Source organism: Streptococcus mitis, assembly GCA_001560895.1.
Taxonomy (GTDB): domain Bacteria; phylum Bacillota; class Bacilli; order Lactobacillales; family Streptococcaceae; genus Streptococcus; species Streptococcus mitis_Q.
Genome location: CP014326.1, coordinates 1068024 through 1086862, shown reverse-complemented (window position 1 = coordinate 1086862; position 18839 = coordinate 1068024). Strand labels below are relative to the sequence as shown.

Genomic DNA, 18839 nt, shown 5'->3' with positions numbered 1-18839 from the left:
CCTTAGTTAGAAGCCATTTTATCAGGATCCGTACTCATAATATCAAACAATTGAGTACCTTGAGGAATCTTATTTTTAAAGGGAACGACAACGGAACCAGCTTTTATCAGTCCTGCCCCTTTTTCTGGATTGACTAGGTATTTTTCAAGTTCTTTTGACAAGCCTAAGAGTTGAACCAGTTCTTCTCTATCATTTTTTGCTTGCTTGAGGAGAATCATAAATTCACTATTTGCAATAATCCGTCTACCATTTGGATCTAACAATAAGGTTTCGACGTTTTGAGTTATTCCAGTCGGACTGGCTCCATATTTTCTGACACGACTCCACAATTTAAAGAAGAAATCACTGGCATATTTATCTAATAAGAGAAGCTGCATTTCATCAAAATAAATCCAGGTCTTCTTCCCTAATTTTTGGTTCCGAACAACACGATTCCATATCTGATCAAAAACCACCATAAGGGCGATTTGTTTCAGCTCATCTCCTAACTTTTTAACATTATAGATTAAGAAATTGGATCCTGTCTGAATGTTTGTTTTATGAGAAAAAATATCAAGAGAACCTTCGACATACAGTTCCATATCAAGTGCCAAATTCTGCGCTTCTTCTTCTGGTTGTTGACTCAAGACAAAGACCCATTCTTCCAAAGAAGGTTCTTTAAAAGACTGATAGGTGAGTCTGGTGACTCGGTCGATAATCGATTTTTCTCTTCCATCCATTTTTCTATCCAATAACTTGCCGATAAAGGATAAAAGAAATTCTGATTTTACCTTTACAGGATCTTCATCCATATTTTCTTCAGACAAGTCAAGGACATTGAGATAGGTTTGGGAATCAGGCGCAATATCAATCATTTCTCCCCCAAAAGCCCGGCCAATGACACTATATTCTGCTTCTGGATCCACGATGATAATTTCTGTATTTTCACCAGATTCCTTGATTTTGGTCGTGATAATTTCATGCTTGGTTGCCATCCCTTTCCCAGCTCCAGATGTTCCTAAAATCAGACCAGATGGTGTATTTAATAGGCTTCGATCAATGGTAATAATATTACTTGAGATTTGATTGATACCGTAATATTTTCCACTACGGTCTTGTAAGTCTACTGAAGTCCATGGAGAGTTCACTGCTACATTGGACGTTAATAAACTCCGTGATACTCCCTCTAAAAAATCACAACCAAATGGCAGCAAACTATTAAAGGCTGCTTCTTGCATATATGGAAGTTTATCAATCATTAGGTCATTAGAGCCGGCCACTTGTTGGATAGTGTCTAAAGCTTGTTTGAGTTCTTCTTCATCCTGACCAAAAACCCCAATCAAGAAGACCGTTTGAAATAGTTTATCTCCTGTCTCTGTCATGGTTTTTAAGAGTTCCTCAGCTTCATCGATATTGCTTTCTAATACATGACCTACTTTTTCCAAATAGATACCTGTACGAGCAAGTTTTTGTTGTTCCCCAATCTTTTGGGATTCCATCAAGGTCTTCTTTGTTCGTAGTTTCTTCATGGCATCTGCCTTGGTCGAACTTTGAGCATGGAGGCTCACAATCAATTCCAAATCTCCTTGCATGAGGTCTCGAATAAACTGATCCCCTAATTCCATACCATAGTCTCTCACATAGACAATCTGTAATAAGCGGTCATTGATTTGTAGGTAATTCTTGTTTTTAAAATCCAAGAGATTAGGAGCTATAAAGTGACGAGTTGTCTGACCAGATCTGGTTAAATCACGGTAAGAAAAAGGAAGATGGTGTTCTCCTCTAAGCATATCGGCCAACAAGTTGACACGGTCTTCTCCAGCCAAGGATTCAAAACGTGCATCAATTTCTGAGAAACCACTCTTGAAATATTCTCCTATTTGGGACAAGGAACGATAGGCTTGTTTGGGATTAGAATCCTTTCTACCAAAGCTAATCAGTTTAACAGCCGAAAAGTTATTTTCGCCACTGTCTAAATTCTGATTCATCATCCGATTCAATTCTTTACGATAGGTATCATACCCATCTTCTTTTTCCTCATACAAAACACTTTGTCTGAATTTTTCTAAATTCAATCTTTTGTTAAAGATAGTCAATTGGAAGTTGGTTTGGTCGTCTAAAGAGTTAATCAAATCAGAATACTTCTCAATGATTGCGCCCTTATCTTCTAAACCAACAGTTTGGTAATTGACGTCCCCAAGTAAGTAGCTTTGTGAGAAATAATCTTCTTTTACCTGCATTAGACCATTTTGGTACAGGGCTTGATAGGCAAGAGTATTAGCCGTTGATGGTAACACTTCCTCTTTTTTATCTTTAACTTTTTCCTTTTTATTAGTCATTGAAGTTTTTTGTTTCTTTAATGTATTTGATTTTCTTTTCATGTTCAGATCCTTTCTTTCCTGTAATTGTGCGTAGGGGAACCGTTAATTCAAAATGTAGACGGTATTTCAAATAATGTTCAAAATATAAATCATTGGGTTTATAGACTCCAAAAAGCATGAGGGGGATGGTAAAGGCAAACACAAAACCGTAAACAAACCAATCTCCAAATTGCCAGAAAAAGAGATTCAAGCCCAAAACAATAATTGTGACAATAAAGGCTGGTAAAACAAAGATGATTTGTCTTGTAGTGAAACCTAACCAAGCCCTGTGTTGGTATTTTGAGATGTCTTTAAAGACACGTGTATTCATGACTTTCCTTTCTAAAAAGGCTAAGAAGCAATCACTTCCTAGCCTTTATCTAATTACATACCTAAGATTGAGCGAGCCGTACGTTGAGAACCAACGAGGGCAATAATCAGTAAGATAGCTTGTATTAAACTACCAAACATAATCGCAAGAGATTGCAGGACTCCTGCACCATTTGAAACAGCTATTTTCCCAGCAGATTCAAACAAAGGAACAAGAGAAACAATCAGAAAAATAAGAACCCCTTGTACCGCATAGACCATAATATTTTTTAAATAGCCAATACCAATAGACTTCCACTCATCACTTAAAAATGTTGGAATCGTAAGAGGGGCAAATGGGATCATAAGGTAGAGTTGAATAAATCGAATAGATACCAAAAGATTGACCATGGCTGCACTTACTATCCGAACTAGCCAAATGAGGAGGGCGAAAAAGCCCACAATCATCCGGCCAATAAATCCTGACCCTTTTAATCCAGAGATTGTATCATACTTTGCCCCACCGTGAGCCACAATCGAGGCCACTTGTTCAATGGCATGACTCGCAATCCCAATGATGGCTTCTACAATGACGGTAGTGTTGGTAATTACAACTGCAACCATAATATAACTAATCAACATCGGTGCTAATGCTTCAAAGGTCATCGCTCCACCAGAGTTAGCAATTTTCTTTGCCATCTTCGAAAATTCTAAGATGAGAACAACTGATAAAATCGCAACTCCAAGAGGCTGCATGACACTTTTAGTAATACTAGACATATAAGTCCAAACTGTTGGATTGTAGCTAGATAGAGATTTAATCAGATCTACCGTAGATTGTAAATCTACATTAAATCCTTCAAATAAATTTTCAGCTGATATTTTTTCAGATGCAAGGTAAACAAAGGGTGAGACTAAACTAAGATTCATGTCATTGTTTATCCTCCTAAATTGAAATCTGAGTTACAAAGGCTCCAGCAGCCCCGACCATAACTCCACCGACAATTTCAAGAATGGCATTCCGAACACCTGGTCCACCATCTTTAATGTTGGTTGCAAGGTTGACAATCCCCACAACAACGAGAAAGGCACCAACCGCAATCAATCCCTTCTGTAACAAAGACATAGCTTGTGCAAACATAGCACTTGCGTCTACTCCATAAACAAAACCTTTAAAATGCGTAATCATCTATTTCCTCTTTTCTATTTTTATTTTAAACTAGATTCAAAAGTTAAATCACGAATTCTAAGGCCTTCAAGATGATTTTCTTGTCTTTGATTCAAAGGATTGATTTGATAGTTCCACCACCGTTCATCGGTTTCTTGATTGGCTAGGTACTTCCAGTTTGGATGCTTAATGGAATTGTACTTTTTACTTTTAAAGACAGGCATATTGGCAATTCGAACCAAGCATTCATGCCGTTTCATATTTCCGACTTCATCAGGTGTCATTAAATCACGAGCAATCTTTTGATGAGAAAGGGATCCTGAACCTGTCTGGCCAAAGGAACGACTAGTATTTCGAACATCAATGGTTTGTTTACCGAGTAATCCACTCATAAATTTAAAGGTATCTTCATCATTACCACCTAAGTAGACTAAGCTATCACAGTTCCCCAAAATGGTTTTCCAAGCTTCTTTTTCTTTATAGAGCCCTTGAAGTTGGGCAATATTTTGTAGAATAGGAACGAGACTCATATTCCGAGAACGGACTGTTGAGGTTTGTTCAGCAAAATCTGGGATTTCTCCGATATTTGCGAACTCATCTAAGTAAACTCTCACATGAAGAGGTAATTGTCCCTTAAAATCAATATCTGCTTGTCTTGTTAGGGTTTGAAATACGGTTGAAAAAAAGAGGGCTGAAAGAAAGCGAAAGGTACTATCGTTATCTGGGATAACTAAGTAAACCATTGATTTTTCCTTGCCCCATGTCTTCATATCAAGGGTATCTCTTTTGGTCAAATCCATAACACTTTGTATATTGAAGAGGGCAAATTTAGCAGTGGTTACAGCAACAACAGAATCCAGAGTCTTATCCTTATAATTTTGGAAATCTGCCCAATTTCGCATGGTAAAATTTTCAGTCCCATACTTTTTAGCATAATTTTCAAATAGAATTTCTAAGACACTTTTTTCTTGGTTTTCACCCTTGGATAAGTGTTTAATGAGTTTTGAGATTTCAGCAAAACTTGGATAACGCCCTCGTTTTTTTCGCTCTTCCACTTCTTTTTTTTGACGTTTCAACAAGTTTTGGTATTCCTTTTGACTTAAACGACTTTCTTCTATGAGCTGTTCTCTTGTTTTAGGTGGGTTATAGAAATCGACCAAGTAGGAGGCTAAAGCTCGTACCAAAGTCATAGAAGCTTCATCCCAAAATGGATCACTACGGGAGCCAGAGCCTTTGGTATTATTGAAATAAACCGTCAGCATGCGATTCAAATCATTTTCTGTCTCTATATAGCGAAAAGGATTGAAGCCATCTGAGTTCTTCATATTGACTAAATCTAACACCTTTACTTGGTAGCCATGTTCTAAAAAGAGTTTGCCTGTTTTCTCGGCCAAGTGATCTTTAGGATCCACTACAATATTAGAACTATTCATTTGAATCAGATTGGGTTTCACAAAGCGAAATGTCTTCCCACTTCCTGAACCTCCAATCACCGCAATATTCTTATTCCTATCATATTGGGCTGGTTTTTTATCTAATAATGTCAGACGAACATCTTGTGCTAAGATCGTATCATGAGAAAATTCCTTACCGTAAAAGAGCTTCTTTTCTTTTAGAGTTCCAAAACGGGCGCTCCCGTATTCTACACCTTCTCGGTATTGTTTTTTACCAGTCTCTAAATAGAGATAAACCAGCAACATCATCACAAAGCCTAGTAGAAAAAAAGCACTTGATTTTCCAGTAAAGGAAACATTCCATGGCGACTGAAGAATTTCATCTTGACCTTCCATTAGAAGATGAGTCCATTTATCTAAGCTATTTCCAGTATAGGAATCATACAAAAGCGTCAAACGATGAAAAAGATAGCCTAGTAAGATACCTAACAGTGAGAATAGTAGGAATTTCTTTCCACTGTACATCATCTCACCATCTCTTTCTGTTTGACGGCTCCTTCTTGTCTAAAGGTTATTTGGGATTTAGCTTCATCAATAGCATCGTCTAATGACTTATCCATGGTAAAATCAGCTAATTTCTCTGGATCATTAACCATTTTTTCTAACAGATGGTCTAAATGATTGTCTAGAATCGAACGGTCTTTCGTGTAGAAATGTAGAGAATCCCCTTGCCAAGCGATGGCTAAAGGAATCTCTTCTTTTTCTAAAAAAGCTTTAAATTTCTCTATATCAATTGGTTTGTCTAAGAAATCTTTTTTCAGATTAATCGTATCAATCGAATAAGGAGATTGTAGCAATTCTTCTAATTTCTGTACTCCTATCTTATAGGCAGAATCCTGTGCTAAAGCCTGACGTCTAGACCATTCTAGAATTTTTAAGAGACTTTTTACAGTAAATAAAAGACTACGCTCTGCATATTGAACTGCCATTCGTTCCTGTTGTTCAGAGGACATCTGAGGCCTCCTTCTTAACAAATAGCAGCTTTCCTTCTTTATAACGATAAGCAATCAATTTCTGACGTTGCTTAATAGACTTGACAACCTGCAGTAGATCTCTCGAATAAGGTTCTCGAAGAGTAACTTCTACTGCTTTCCCATCAAAGATACCAACACGTTTAAATTCAATGTAGTCTTTTTTGAGATGTCCTAAGCCCATACCAAAAGGAAAATGATGGATCAATTGGATGGTACAACCACCTTTATTTCCCATTTGTTTCAAATCATACAAGTTTACTACCTTCATGATTAACTCCTTTATCTAGTTTGTCGCATCGTTTAAGTCTGGTAACGATAAACTCCGTGTCTGTTAGAAAATTCTCACACACGTCTTGTGCCAGTTGCCCTTCACAGGGAAATACTCTCAGTCCCTACTTACACAGGCACGCTAATCAAGACGGAGTGGATTCAATTTTCAAAGAACAGGTAGCTTTATTATAGATAAGAGTAGTTGAAATTTTTATCACATTTCTTATTTTTCTGTCGAGCTAAATTCATATTCATCAAAGAGTTTGAAATAAAAGACTAACATTGTTACATAACGTTAGCATTTCATTTCCCTAAAACAAGCTAATTTGGTCTAAAAAATCAGCAAACTATAAACTAGTAGGTTCCACACCAAATGTAGTCCCATACTGCCCCATAAGTCCGATTTATAGCGTACCATCCCTAAAAACATTCCCAAGGAAACATACAAACACCAAGCTAGAATGGTTCCTGGATGATGAGCTAAAGCGAACAAAACGCTTGTCAAAGCAACTCGAATATCTAATTTTCTGACCAAGTTCCATAAAATTTCTCGATACAAAAATTCTTCAACCATACTCGCATTGATTAAGAACAATAAAAATGAAAACCAAGGAACTTGATGTTGAAGCCCAATTAAGTTTGCTTGATTCGTGGTTCCTTGAGCATGAATCAGACTAAAACATAGACTTATAATCAGTAGACTAACGAATCCAATACCAAGCCATTTCATCCTAGTTTTCATATTGACCTTGACCACTTGTTTTCGTTGACCATACATCCATAAAAAAGAAATGAGTGACGCACCATAGAGAATCTCTAGTATAGTTAACTCACCAATACAAAGCAATTTCAGTAAGTATAAGGAAACCAATAGGACATTTACTTGTTGGAATATATAAACTGGAATTATTCTTTTCATAGTTACCTCCGAAATAAATCTTCATAATCTAAATCTAATACCTGCACAATCCTTTCTACCCATGGACTTTGAGGCATTCGTTGTTCCATCTTGTAGTGACGAATCTTTTGATACAAACGATTCAATTCACTTGGATAGTGAAACTCTCCCGCAAACATTTTTCTGGTTAACTCAATCCAGCTGATATTTCTTTCAGCCAAAATAATGGACAAGTTCTCCCAAAATCGTTCAGCCATATTGCTTCTCCTTTAACTTGATAAATAATGTGTTTGTGTCATGTAAATCAATTGTTTCGTATCTCTGGGCAATAAAGCTCTAGCCTCCTCTAGATTCAGATTTGGATAAACTCGCTTATTTGAAACCGCAAGAGGAAGTCTAATGGTTAGTTCAGGATTTTTTAAAATCATCTCAACGAAATCCGTTAATCTTAGATTGTCACGGTTCTTAAATCGCAATAAATTGGGAGATAAAAACTCAAAACAATCTGAAGAATAACTCATCATCTCAATTAATTTGTCCTTTGTCATTTCAGAAACTGAATGACAAGATACCTCGATACCATATTTTTGAAAGAAGTCTAAAAGAAGTTGATTTCTTTGGCTATTTTTACTTAGATAGAGATCAATCATGGGAGACCTCCCAAAGATTCGGTTCCATTTGATATTCTGAGACTATTAAGGAATCTAATAAATTTGCGAAGTTAATCGGTTTCTTATCTTCATCATAAGCTTTTACAGTTACTTGGGTTGTAAGTATTCCCTCTTTTCCCTCGGCTCGATAGCCTTGCCCATATAAAACAAAAACAAGATTATGATTATCATCTACAAAGGCATCAGCTCCGTTCTTTATATCCTGACTTTCAAGGAATTCCATAATGTTTTGAAGATAGGATTCATAAAATAGTGGGTAATTGTGTTTTTTATGGTAATAATCTAAAAATGTCACTTCAAACTCACATGGATAATTGGGCATCAAAAATATTTGTTCATCCAACTGCATCATTTCTGCATCATGTAATTCTGTTTCTAATTCATCACAATATAGTATTGACTCTTTATTTAACGCTTTCATCTTTTTCCTCTATTTCTTTTAATTTCTTTGCGATTGCAGCAATCACAGGAACGGTTACACTATTACCAGCTTGTTTATAAAGCTGACTATTACTAGAGACTTTTCTAGCAGCTTCAAAAGCCCAATCAGGAAAACCCTGCAAGCGAAAACACTCTTTAGGAGTGATTCGTCGTATCCTCAGACGGTAAAATTGTCCATTTATTAAAATACCAGCAACATGGTAAACTTGCTTATCTTCTCCTTCATAGCTAGCCACTACTACTCCCATTTGACCACTAGTTGTTAACGTATTAGCTATACCTTTGCCAACTCTACCACGACGATACTGAGAACTTGGTCTTTCCAAATTGATTGAATCTCCTATTTCTGCTTGAGCATATCCTTTTTTCGTTGCCTCTCGGACTTTTAGAAATTGGATTGGTTCTGGAATCAGTATTTTGGGGATTTTATCTCCACCTTGCATCGTAGTCAGTGTTGGAGATAGCCCCTCACTTCCATAGACGCGACCAGTTTCCTTAAAGCTAGTTGGTAAATCTCCAACAACGACAATACCATGGCGATCCTGAGTATTTAAAGTAAACATTGGCTCTTGATTATCCTTGAAACGTCTACCATTTTGTCTTTTTTCTAATCTGTCTGGTGTCATACAAGGAATCGCAACTTTAAATCCTTCTCCTTTTCCACGAACTAAGGTTGGCGCAAGACCTTCTGAATAATAGACTTTACCACTCATTCCACTTCTTGATGGATTTAAATTCCCTAGTGCTTTCAAAGTCTCAGGGTTAGTTGCTTGACCTTCTCGTCTGAAAGGAAATAGGAGTCTGGTACCTTTCTTTCTAGAATGTCCGATAATAAACACCCTCTCTCTGTTTTGGGGAACGCCAAAATCCTTACTGTTAAGCACCTGCCACTCAACATCAAACCCCAACTCATCAAGTGTGGTAAGAATTGTGGTAAACGTCCGTCCCTTATCGTGATTGAGTAGGCCTTTAACATTTTCAAGAAAAAGAAAACGTGGTTGGATTTGTTTGGTCGCTCGAGCAATTTCAAAGAACAAAGTTCCTCTAGTATCTTCAAATCCCAATCGTCTTCCTGCGATTGAAAATGCTTGACAAGGGAATCCCCCACAGATGACATCGACTTTCCCTCTAAGTTTTTTAAATTCGTCATCTGAAACATCTCGTATGTCATGAAATTCTATTTCTCCTTCCGTTTGAAAAATGGACTTATAAGATTTCCTAGCAAATTTATCAATCTCACAAAATCCAATACATTCGTGTCCGACACTTTCCATTCCAAGTCGAAAGCCACCGATACCTGAAAATAAATCAATAAATCTCATTTCTTGATCACCCCTTTCTTATCGACTATCATTGTCAGAACTGTCACTCCACTTGAAATGACAATGAGCATAACTAATATCCACTCGATTGGCGACATTTAACCACCTCCTTTTCTAACACGGTTGTTCCAAACGGAATACAAGCCATTAAAAACAAATTCAGCAAGCACTTCCGCACGTCTAACAAAGCGAACATTATCTAGAGCATACTGATAGATTCTCTCAAAATCAGTCATAGCAATTTCACTGGCTGTTTCAGAAAAACCCTCTCGTCTAAATTGATCTTGTACCAATCCCCAAATATAATCTCGATCATATTTTGTGACCTTTTCTACTTTTCTTCTCAAAATAGGTTGAGAATTCCTATACTCCTCATCCTCCGTAAATAAAGAATCAGTCTCACTATATTTAGTCTCACTAACTTCAGTCTCACTAGGGGCTGAATAAGAGACGGGGGCCGTTTCATTTTCATCCTGCCCTAGTCTTTTTTTAACACTAGGCCTGTTCGAACTAGCTACTGGGGTAGAAGACAACTCCCCTAAATAAATCTTATTAGCTAGTCTCCCTTTCTCACTTGAAGACTGTTGGACTTCATCAATTAAGTCATATTCTTTAAGAACTTTTTTGATTGATAGTAGTTTTGACTTCGAACAACCTAACAGCTTCATCAGTTTAGAATTAGAAAATACTAAATAGACCGCGCCTTCTTCATCTATCCAACCACGACTGAGAGATAATTCTAAACGATCTTTTAAAATAGAATAAGCCACCTTTACTTCTAGTTTCATATCCATATATTTCTCTTCCTCAAAAAGAATTTTAGGTAATTTGTAATACCGTTCTGAAGTTTGGTATTGATTTGCGGTAATTCGTTTCATAACGCTCCTCCAAGTTCTTTAAATATAAAATCTCCGCTTGATTCCAATTGAACCAAGCCACTTTTTTCCAATTCAGCCATAAGAGAGATGGCCTCAACAATATCTATTCCCATTTCACGTACTAAAAATGAAATGACAATATAGCGTGATGATTGTAATTCTTTTGTCATTTTTCCTCCAGAAAATAAAAAAACGGAAAGATTGTGAAATTCCTTTCCGTAACATAATAAATATTTGAACACCAAACTCAACACCAAAAAAATGTTTTTATTGATGATTATTGCTCAATCAAGCACATATAACAATGTGAAGAATTAAAATATAAACCAACAAAAACCCTTGTATTTCAAGGGTTTTAAGCATTTATTCTACTTCACAATGTTTTATTATTTTAAATCTTCTAGACCAACCATTGAATAGTAGCCATTGAGTTTTTTTCCTTTCGTATCAAGGGTTTAGAGCCCCTATTTTATTTTACTATCGCTTGAACATAAAATGAATGATGTTCAAACAATTTTTGTTTTATAATACAGAAATCTACTTTATATTATATCATGACTTCTATAGCCCTTCAAGCTCCCTGAATAGAAAAAAGCCATCAAATGATGACTTTTCAGGCTCTATAATATTTGTAGTGGGTAAATCCCCTATGGATATTATGGAGCCTATTTTGTTGTAGAAAAAAAGTCCCATAAGATCTATAATGAAAAGCAACCAAACCATCATTAGAAAGAATCCTATGGAACAATTACATTTTATCACAAAATTACTAGACATTAAAGACCCAAATATCCAAATTATGGATGTCATTAATAGGAATACCCACAAGGAAATCATCGCTAAACTGGACTACGACGCTCCATCTTGTCCTGAGTGTGGAAGTCAAATGAAGAAATATGACTTCCAAAAACCGTCTAAGGTTCCTTACCTTGAAACGACTGGTATGCCTACTAGAATTCTCCTTAGAAAACGTCGATTCAAGTGCTATCATTGCTCGAAAATGATGGTAGCTGAGACTTCTCTCGTCAAGAAGAATCACCAAATCCCTCGTATCATCAACCAAAAGATTGCCCAGAAGCTAATTGAGAAGACTTCTATGACCGATATTGCCCGTCAGCTGTCTATTTCAACTTCAACTGTTATTCGCAAGCTCAATGACTTCTGTTTTAAGTCTGATTTTTCTTACCTCCCTGAGATTATGTCCTGGGACGAATATGCCTTCACTAAGGGAAAGATGAGTTTCATTGCTCAAGATTTTGATAAGCTCAATATTATCACTGTTCTTGAGGGTAGAACACAAACTATCATAAGAAATCATTTTCTGCGCTACAATCGCTCTGTTCGTTGTCAGGTGAAAATCATTACTATGGATATGTTTAGTCCTTACTATGACTTGGCTAAACATCTTTTTCCGTATGCCAAAATCGTTCTAGATCGCTTCCACATTGTACAACATCTTAGCCGTGCTATGAGTCGTGTTCGTGTCCAAATCATGAAGCAATTTGAGCGAAAATCTCATGAATATAAGGCTATCAAGCGCTACTGGAAACTCATTCAACAGGATAGCCGTAAACTGAGTGATAAGCGATTTTATCGCCCTACTTTTCGCATGCACTTAACCAATAAAGAGATTATTGACAAGCTTTTGAGCTATTCAGAAGACTTGAAACACCACTATCATCTCTATCAACTCTTGCTTTTTCACTTTCAGAATAAGGAACCGGAGAAATTTTTCGGACTCATTGAGGAAAATCTAAAGAAAGTTCATCCTCTTTTTAAGACTGTCTTTAAAACCTTTCTAAAGGACAAAGAGAAAATCGTCAATGCCCTTCAGTTACCCTATTCTAATGCCAAATTAGAAGCAACCAATAATCTCATCAAACTTATCAAACGCAATGCCTTTGGTTTTCGGAACTTTGAAAACTTCAAAAAACGGATTTTTATCGCTCTGAATATCAAAAAAGAAAGGACGAAATTTGTCCTTTCTCGAGCTTAGCTTTTCTTCAACCCACTACAGTTGACAAAGAGCCACTTTTCATAGGGATCAAAAAACTTGTCCCCTTTATATTTTAAACAACGGATTTAAGAAACCGTCTGTGTTTTGTAACAACTTCTTGTAAACTTTCCACTTGAGACCTTCGGTATGCTTGAAACCACCTTCTTTCAAGTCTTTCTCAACAGCAGTGTTAAATAAGTTTTGAAGTTGAGCGTAAGTTGAAATCTTAGAACCGTCTACTTCAATCTCAACAAAGCCTTTCTGTGCTTTCGCATACACTTCATGATACCAATGTTTCTTCCACTCTTCGAGGTTTTGGAATTGATTATTAGAAACTTTCTTGATAATGAAATCATCACCTAAAAGCCCTTTATTTTCTCTGTTGGCATCACCTTTTAACTTGTTAGAAACATAAGGGATAAAGCCATTTTCATAACCATAGTAACCCCACATACGGAAAGTATTGTGTTTAAAGGAAATAGAACCTACAGTGCTTCGACTCGTATTCCCGCCAAAGATACCTGCCATCATATTGACAGTTTGATAAGCACTATCAAAACCTTCCGTACGGAAGCGACCGTTATTTGGCATACCATGAAGAGTTACAAAGTTATTATCTACCAACTTGTCAATGCTATCAATTGGTAATTTCTTCTCTTCTTCCGTCAAGTCACGCAATTTGTCCCACTGGTGTGGTTCTCCAATTAAACGGTTTCTATCCGCATTGGTGCGCCACTCTTTATCCATCTTCTTGAACCACTTAGAGTTATCAGATAACTTTTGCTTAATAACAGCAGTAGCTTCTAAGTAATCCAACATCATCATAGACTCATTGTAGTTTTTCATATAACTATCAATCTTGTCTCGACTGTCTAACTTAGCTGGGTCATAGTTATAAAGTTGCTCTCCATCATTTTTACGCTCATAAGCCATATTGATACCGAGCGCACCATATTCACTATTTGGAGTAGACTTATCAGGAGTTTGTAACATACCTTGAGCGAAGGCTTCTAAATCAGTACCTTCACGGTGTCTATGACCTCCGTAGTAAACCATTCTATCGTTAACGTGAGTCGTTTCATGGGTGAAGGCTGAAATACCAAAGTCGTCTAACATTTTCGTAACCATGAAATACACTTGATCGTCTTTATACGGGTCGCCATAAATCTTAGCCATCGCCCCCATAGCGCCATTTACTTGATGCCAACGATCAGTCGGGCCGAATAGCTCACGAATAGGAGATACCACTGCACCACCTCGTCCATAACCTTGACGATTTGCATCGGGAATGCCGTCATACCACTGACTGTCCCACACAGGAGTCGGTACCATATTTTGACTCTTAAGGAGTTTATCACGTACACTCGGAAGAGCTAAACGAGACCAAAAGTCTAGGTATCTTTGTTGTGCTTTTGCTACTAAATTAATCTTAGGTTTTAAAGACTCTCTCGCTTCCTCTGTATTTTTACCATATCTCTCAAATGAACTATAAGCTAAAGTGTTATAGGTAGAAATCATAAATATATGAGCTTTCTTCAAATTGAGCAATGGTAAAATCATACGACCGTGAATATCATTATTTAAACCATCAAATACACGGTGACGCTTATCTTTAAAGGCTTCTGTACTTGTTTCAGGTTCTACTACATAAACGTTTTTCGCAGAATGAATAAACCAGTCATTCAAATCTTTATCTTCTGTAAACAAACGCATGTTATAGTCTAAGAAGCTACGTAAATCACCTTTACCAGTTGCACCAGCAATCACTTCTTTGTAGGCATCTTGTGTACGATCTCCTTTTAAGAAATGCTCTCTTGACCCAATTTGAATCAAACGGTCTAGTACACTTGGTGTCTTACCATAGAAGTCCGGTTTGAACATCATGATATCCTTGATACTTAAATCACCATATTTGATATCATAGTAACGATTGAGATAAGTCAGTCCCATCATAATTTTTGCTTTGTTATCTTCAACTTTCTTAAGTAAAGCACGCTCGACTACTTCCCCACCGTTTAACTGATGATCTTCATTTTCTAAAATCTGACTAACAAGTTTTTCTAAGTTTCCTTTTACTTCTTCAAAACTTTCTTCTAAATACAAGCCTTTAATATACTCAGTTTTCTTATCTGGTGTGTTCTTCCAAGGTTTATCACGCTGATCCATCAAGCTACGAACTTCATCTGAAAGTAAGGTAACACTAGCTAACTTCTCTTTAATACCGCTTGCTAACTGGTTACGATTCTTCATAACCATATTTGGAGTATAGACAATGTTTTGACCTGCCACATCATACTCTTTTACTTGAGCTACTTTAGAGTCCGTTTTAGCAGTTACAGCTAACTCTTCTTTTGTACCATCAGCATAGTGAACCATAATCTTATCAATATCCGATAAATCAGTTACAAACTGCCCTGATTTCATACCCGTTACAGACAGAACGGTTTTCTTAACAAGATTGGACTCATCTGTTAACTTATTCCCTTGGTTTACAATCCACTCCTTATTATAAAATGGCTGCAGTTTTTCCAAATTTCGATAAGCTAGGTTTCTTGTTTCTTGGTAGTCCTGAATCGCTTTATATTCAGAATCTCTATCAACGATACGATTTAACTTGTTTACAACTGGATCTTGAATAGCGAAGGTATTCGCAGTAATCCCCATATTAGCGATTTTGGCGTCTGCTTCGGCTTGAGAGATACCAGTAATACGATTTGAATGCTTGTAGGAAGATAAACCACTTGCAACACCATTTACATAATTTACACGTTTGATATTATCTAATCCAAAATATTGGTCATTATCATTCAAGGCTGGTGAACCATAGACAATTTCACCATTATTTACTTTAAGCATTGTTACGACGTCTTCAATGACACCCCAGTTAAAGTTGTTATGAATTACACCTCCACTTTCGCCATGCTGAATCAAATTCATAGTACCTTTTATTACAGCATTTCGGAGAAATCCTTTTTTACCTACTGTCATCGAGTCAATACCATGATCTAGTTTACCAATTAAACCACCATATTTAGATTTATTGGCACTAATCTTAGCATCAACGTAAGCTTTATCAACGTTACTTATCCAACTTTCGCTGACAAGTCCACCAGACCACCAGCCTTTATCTCCAAGACTATTAATCTTGCCAATAAAAGCTACATTGCGCATATTAGCTTCGTCTAACTTATTAACAGCACCGGTTACATCGTTATTTCCTGTTACTGAACCTACTACTTTGATATTCTCAAGTGTAGACTTCTTAAACATATTACCAATAGGTGCAACTTTATCAGCCCAAGGCATGTTTATATTTACATTACCTAAGTTAAAGTTTTTGAGTGTAGCACCTTCAGCATCATTAAACAAAGGTCTTTCTAAGTTATGAATCGTGTACTGATGATTCTCTACACTTGATAAAGTACCTCTAAACTTAGCCATAACATAAGCTTTACCTGCTGGCTTAACGTTAACTGCATTCAAATCTGCACCAAGTTTAAACTCACCGGTAGGATTTGCTTGCATGTCTTTTGCTAAATCATGGAAGTTGTAATAAACCTTATCCTCGGTAGCCCTCGGTTTTTCAAGATAATAAGTGTAAGTGTCTCTTAACTTACCGTCTTTATCACGTTGAACTAAGTCAGGTGCTTTTGCCATTATCTTGTAAAGCTGCTTACCTTCCTCAATGACCTCTTCAATCTTGTCAATTGCTAAACGAGTCACTTTGTTTTCTCTGGAGGTTACTTTTAAGTAATAGTTGTTAACATTACTTGGAAGAGAGGTTAAATGATTACTATCGCTTTCGACACCGCTTTCGTTTACTTGTACGAGACTGGTATTTGCAATATCTTTCAACTCAACTTTCTTTAAATCTAAGCGTAAAGGTTTATCTTCCAAAGTCGATACTTCTGCACCCTTACCTACATCATAAGTCATAGTGGTTGAAATCGTATAATCTTTGTAATAGTCTAAGTTCTCTAATACTTGAGATAAGTTATCGGTTTTTAAATCAAGCGTTTTTACAATTTTTCCACCTTCTTTGATGGTCGCTACAATGCGTGTAATTGTAGCATTGTCTTGATTTTCTAGATTGTAGTTAATTGTAGCAGACTTAGCTAAAACATCCTTAGATACAGTGGTCAGAGTCAAAACAGGAGCCATTTTTTCTTTGGGCTTTTCTTTGGTACCTTTTACAAGAATTTCAGGCTTCATTTCTTTCAAAATAGTTACTGTTTCAACTGGGTCACTGATTTTTTTGCCATGTAACTCTTCATAGCTAGTAACAATTTGACGTTCGCCATCCTCACCAACTTGTTTAATAGAATCATCACCTATAAATTTGCTAGAATCAGATTCTTCTGTGATAGTTTTAGGAATAGTCTCTGTACGAATATCAGTATGTAAGGCAGGAAGCTCTTCTCTCTCTGGAGCAACGTCAGGAACTGTAGCTAGTGGATCGGTATACTCTGAGATTTCAATAACCGGCGGATCAATTAAGTTTCCTGTTTCATCTACTCCTGTTGTACCTACAGATTCCGTGTATTCTGACTTCTCGGACTTGGGTGCTTCTTCTGGAACTGTGCCTACCGGTTCAGTGTATGCTGGTTTTTCATGAACTTCTGGATCACCTTTATCAGTTACAACAGCTTCGGGTAAGGCTGGTTGAACTTCTGGTTCCCCTTTGTCAGTCACAACTGCTTCGGGTAAGGCTGGCTGAACTTCTGGTTCCCCTTTGTCAGTCACAACTGCTTCGGGTAAGGCTGGCTGAACTTCTGGTTCCCCTTTGTCAGTCACAACTGCTTCGGGTAAGGCTGGCTGAACTTCTGGTTCCCCTTTTTCAGTCACAACTGCTTCTGGTAATGTCGGTTGAACTTCCGGCTCACCTTTTTCAGTTACAACAGCTTCTGGTAAGACTGGTTGAACTTCTGGTTCTCCTTTTTCAGTCACAACTGCTTCGGGTAAGGCTGGTTGAACCTCAGGTTCTACCAGATTAGCACCAACTGGTGCTGTATATTCTGGTTTCTCTGCTTTAGGTGCTTCGTCTGGAGCCATACCTACAGGCTCAGTGTATGCTGGCTTCTCATACTTAGGAGCAACGTCAGGGACTGTGCCTACTGGAGCAGTGTACTCTGACTTCTCAGCTTTAGGTGCTTCGTCAGGCACTGTACCCACAGGTTGAGTGTACTCTGGTTTCTCAGCCTTAGGCGCTTCGTCAGGCACTGTACCCACAGGTTGAGTGTACTCTGGTTTCTCAGCTTTAGGCGCTTCGTCAGGAACCATACCCACAGGATCAGTGTACTCAGGTTTGTCTGCTTTAGGCGCTTCGTCAGGAACCATACCCACAGGATCAGTGTACTCAGGTTTGTCTGCTTTAGGCGCTTCGTCAGGCACTGTGCCTATCGGTTCAGTATATTCTGGTTTTTCATGAACTTCAGGCTCAACCAGATTACCACCAACTGGTGCTGTATGTTCTGGTTTCTCTACCTTAGGAGCCTCATCTGGAACTGTACCTACTGGAGCAGTGTACTCTGGTTTGTCTGCTTTAGGCGCTTCATTAGGGATACTTTCCTGAGTTTCAGATACTAGAACATTCTTTGTCCCCTCATCCTTATGTTGAATTTCTGAAATTGTATCATCATCAAGGGGTAAGTATCCAATATAACGATATCCAGCAATTTGAACTACTCCTTCATTACTTGGAGCTTTCAAAGGATTGCTTATATCGAGAGCTTGCATACTAGAAAGACTAATCAGTCCGATAGTAGTAACTAAGAACAAACTACTAACTTTTTTCTTTTTATAAACCAAAAGGACTAAACTACCAACAGCTAATAGACCTAAAGCTGTAAGCACAGAAGTCGATGAACCTGTTGCAGGAAGAGCTTCCTGCTGATAAATAAGAGCATAACTTGCTTCATTATCAGTAGGAATTCCTGCTTTAATCTTAGTTTGTTCTTCTTGTGTAAGAGCGCTTTTTTCAATGTAATGATAGGTAGAAGCATGGATGACTGACGGTGCAACCAAGACACTTCCGAGTAACACCGAACCAACAATCCCACAGATTTTTCGTATCGAAAACCGTTCTTTTTTAAATAATGACAATCGTAATCACCTTCTTT

General features: G+C 37.3%; 15 protein-coding genes. 1 reads left to right on the top strand and 14 read right to left on the bottom strand.

The genetic code is table 11. From position 1 onward, the window contains the following. Window positions 1-2: 2 nt before the first annotated feature. The 13 genes from AXK38_05230 to AXK38_05170 form a co-directional block, all read right to left on the bottom strand. Entirely contained in the window at window positions 3-2318 is a 2316-nt protein-coding gene (locus AXK38_05230) for an AAA family ATPase (protein ID AMH89641.1), read from the bottom strand. Next, on the bottom strand, window positions 2311-2670 hold the full coding sequence (locus tag AXK38_05225) for a hypothetical protein (GenBank protein ID AMH88678.1): 360 nt from the start codon (window positions 2668-2670) through the stop codon (window positions 2311-2313). Before AXK38_05225 ends, AXK38_05230 begins: the two co-directional genes overlap by 8 nt. Before the next feature lie 53 nt (window positions 2671-2723). After that, window positions 2724-3578 carry a conjugal transfer protein TrbL gene (locus AXK38_05220; GenBank protein AMH88677.1) on the bottom strand — a complete coding sequence of 285 codons (855 nt, stop codon included), beginning with the start codon at window positions 3576-3578 and terminating at the stop codon, window positions 2724-2726. A 16-nt stretch (window positions 3579-3594) separates the two neighbouring features. Further along, the gene (locus AXK38_05215; GenBank protein AMH88676.1) at window positions 3595-3837 is read right to left on the bottom strand and encodes a hypothetical protein; all 243 of its coding nucleotides are present in this window, start codon (window positions 3835-3837) and stop codon (window positions 3595-3597) included. 20 nt (window positions 3838-3857) lie between these two features. After that, on the bottom strand, window positions 3858-5735 hold the full coding sequence (locus AXK38_05210; protein ID AMH89640.1) for a conjugal transfer protein TraG: 1878 nt from the start codon (window positions 5733-5735) through the stop codon (window positions 3858-3860). After that, complete coding sequence (locus tag AXK38_05205) at window positions 5735-6223, bottom strand: hypothetical protein (protein AMH88675.1); 489 nt, start codon at window positions 6221-6223, stop codon at window positions 5735-5737. The genes AXK38_05210 and AXK38_05205 overlap by 1 nt, the downstream gene beginning before the upstream one ends. Continuing rightward, window positions 6213-6512 (bottom strand): hypothetical protein, encoded by a 300-nt coding sequence (locus tag AXK38_05200; protein AMH88674.1) that lies wholly within the window; start codon window positions 6510-6512, stop codon window positions 6213-6215. Before AXK38_05200 ends, AXK38_05205 begins: the two co-directional genes overlap by 11 nt. Before the next feature lie 333 nt (window positions 6513-6845). Then, window positions 6846-7433, bottom strand: a complete 588-nt coding sequence (locus AXK38_05195; protein ID AMH88673.1) for a CAAX protease — start codon at window positions 7431-7433, stop codon at window positions 6846-6848. 2 nt (window positions 7434-7435) lie between these two features. Beyond that, window positions 7436-7669: a hypothetical protein gene (locus AXK38_05190; GenBank protein ID AMH88672.1), complete on the bottom strand. Its 234-nt coding sequence runs from the start codon at window positions 7667-7669 to the stop codon at window positions 7436-7438. Window positions 7670-7681: 12 nt separating this feature from the next. Then, a complete protein-coding gene (locus AXK38_05185) occupies window positions 7682-8062 on the bottom strand; it encodes an arsenate reductase (protein ID AMH88671.1) in 381 nt (126 codons plus the stop codon). After that, complete coding sequence (locus AXK38_05180; GenBank protein AMH88670.1) at window positions 8055-8504, bottom strand: hypothetical protein; 450 nt, start codon at window positions 8502-8504, stop codon at window positions 8055-8057. Before AXK38_05180 ends, AXK38_05185 begins: the two co-directional genes overlap by 8 nt. Further along, entirely contained in the window at window positions 8488-9846 is a 1359-nt protein-coding gene (locus AXK38_05175; protein AMH88669.1) for a DNA cytosine methyltransferase, read from the bottom strand. Before AXK38_05175 ends, AXK38_05180 begins: the two co-directional genes overlap by 17 nt. Before the next feature lie 98 nt (window positions 9847-9944). Then, window positions 9945-10724 (bottom strand): replication initiator protein, encoded by a 780-nt coding sequence (locus AXK38_05170; GenBank protein AMH88668.1) that lies wholly within the window; start codon window positions 10722-10724, stop codon window positions 9945-9947. A gap of 739 nt (window positions 10725-11463) precedes the next feature. Between AXK38_05170 and AXK38_05165 the strand changes: the two genes are divergently transcribed. Next, entirely contained in the window at window positions 11464-12720 is a 1257-nt protein-coding gene (locus tag AXK38_05165; protein AMH89639.1) for a transposase, read from the top strand. Window positions 12721-12786: 66 nt separating this feature from the next. Here AXK38_05165 and AXK38_05160 read toward each other — a convergent pair whose 3' ends face one another. Beyond that, on the bottom strand, window positions 12787-18822 hold the full coding sequence (locus AXK38_05160) for a metalloendopeptidase (GenBank protein AMH88667.1): 6036 nt from the start codon (window positions 18820-18822) through the stop codon (window positions 12787-12789). Window positions 18823-18839 lie beyond the last annotated feature (17 nt).

What these genes read in the sequence shown, in the direction of transcription:
- AXK38_05195 (AMH88673.1), bottom strand. Translation starts at nt 7,433, where the DNA reads ATGAAAAGAATAATTCCAGTTTATATATTCCAACAAGTAAATGTCCTA.
- AXK38_05205 (AMH88675.1), bottom strand. Translation starts at nt 6,223, where the DNA reads ATGTCCTCTGAACAACAGGAACGAATGGCAGTTCAATATGCAGAGCGT.
- AXK38_05220 (AMH88677.1), bottom strand. Translation starts at nt 3,578, where the DNA reads ATGAATCTTAGTTTAGTCTCACCCTTTGTTTACCTTGCATCTGAAAAA.
- AXK38_05175 (AMH88669.1), bottom strand. Translation starts at nt 9,846, where the DNA reads ATGAGATTTATTGATTTATTTTCAGGTATCGGTGGCTTTCGACTTGGA.
- AXK38_05185 (AMH88671.1), bottom strand. Translation starts at nt 8,062, where the DNA reads ATGATTGATCTCTATCTAAGTAAAAATAGCCAAAGAAATCAACTTCTT.
- AXK38_05200 (AMH88674.1), bottom strand. Translation starts at nt 6,512, where the DNA reads ATGAAGGTAGTAAACTTGTATGATTTGAAACAAATGGGAAATAAAGGT.
- AXK38_05165 (AMH89639.1), top strand. Translation starts at nt 11,464, where the DNA reads ATGGAACAATTACATTTTATCACAAAATTACTAGACATTAAAGACCCA.
- AXK38_05215 (AMH88676.1), bottom strand. Translation starts at nt 3,837, where the DNA reads ATGATTACGCATTTTAAAGGTTTTGTTTATGGAGTAGACGCAAGTGCT.
- AXK38_05225 (AMH88678.1), bottom strand. Translation starts at nt 2,670, where the DNA reads ATGAATACACGTGTCTTTAAAGACATCTCAAAATACCAACACAGGGCT.
- AXK38_05180 (AMH88670.1), bottom strand. Translation starts at nt 8,504, where the DNA reads ATGAAAGCGTTAAATAAAGAGTCAATACTATATTGTGATGAATTAGAA.
- AXK38_05190 (AMH88672.1), bottom strand. Translation starts at nt 7,669, where the DNA reads ATGGCTGAACGATTTTGGGAGAACTTGTCCATTATTTTGGCTGAAAGA.
- AXK38_05210 (AMH89640.1), bottom strand. Translation starts at nt 5,735, where the DNA reads ATGTACAGTGGAAAGAAATTCCTACTATTCTCACTGTTAGGTATCTTA.
- AXK38_05170 (AMH88668.1), bottom strand. Translation starts at nt 10,724, where the DNA reads ATGAAACGAATTACCGCAAATCAATACCAAACTTCAGAACGGTATTAC.
- AXK38_05230 (AMH89641.1), bottom strand. Translation starts at nt 2,318, where the DNA reads ATGACTAATAAAAAGGAAAAAGTTAAAGATAAAAAAGAGGAAGTGTTA.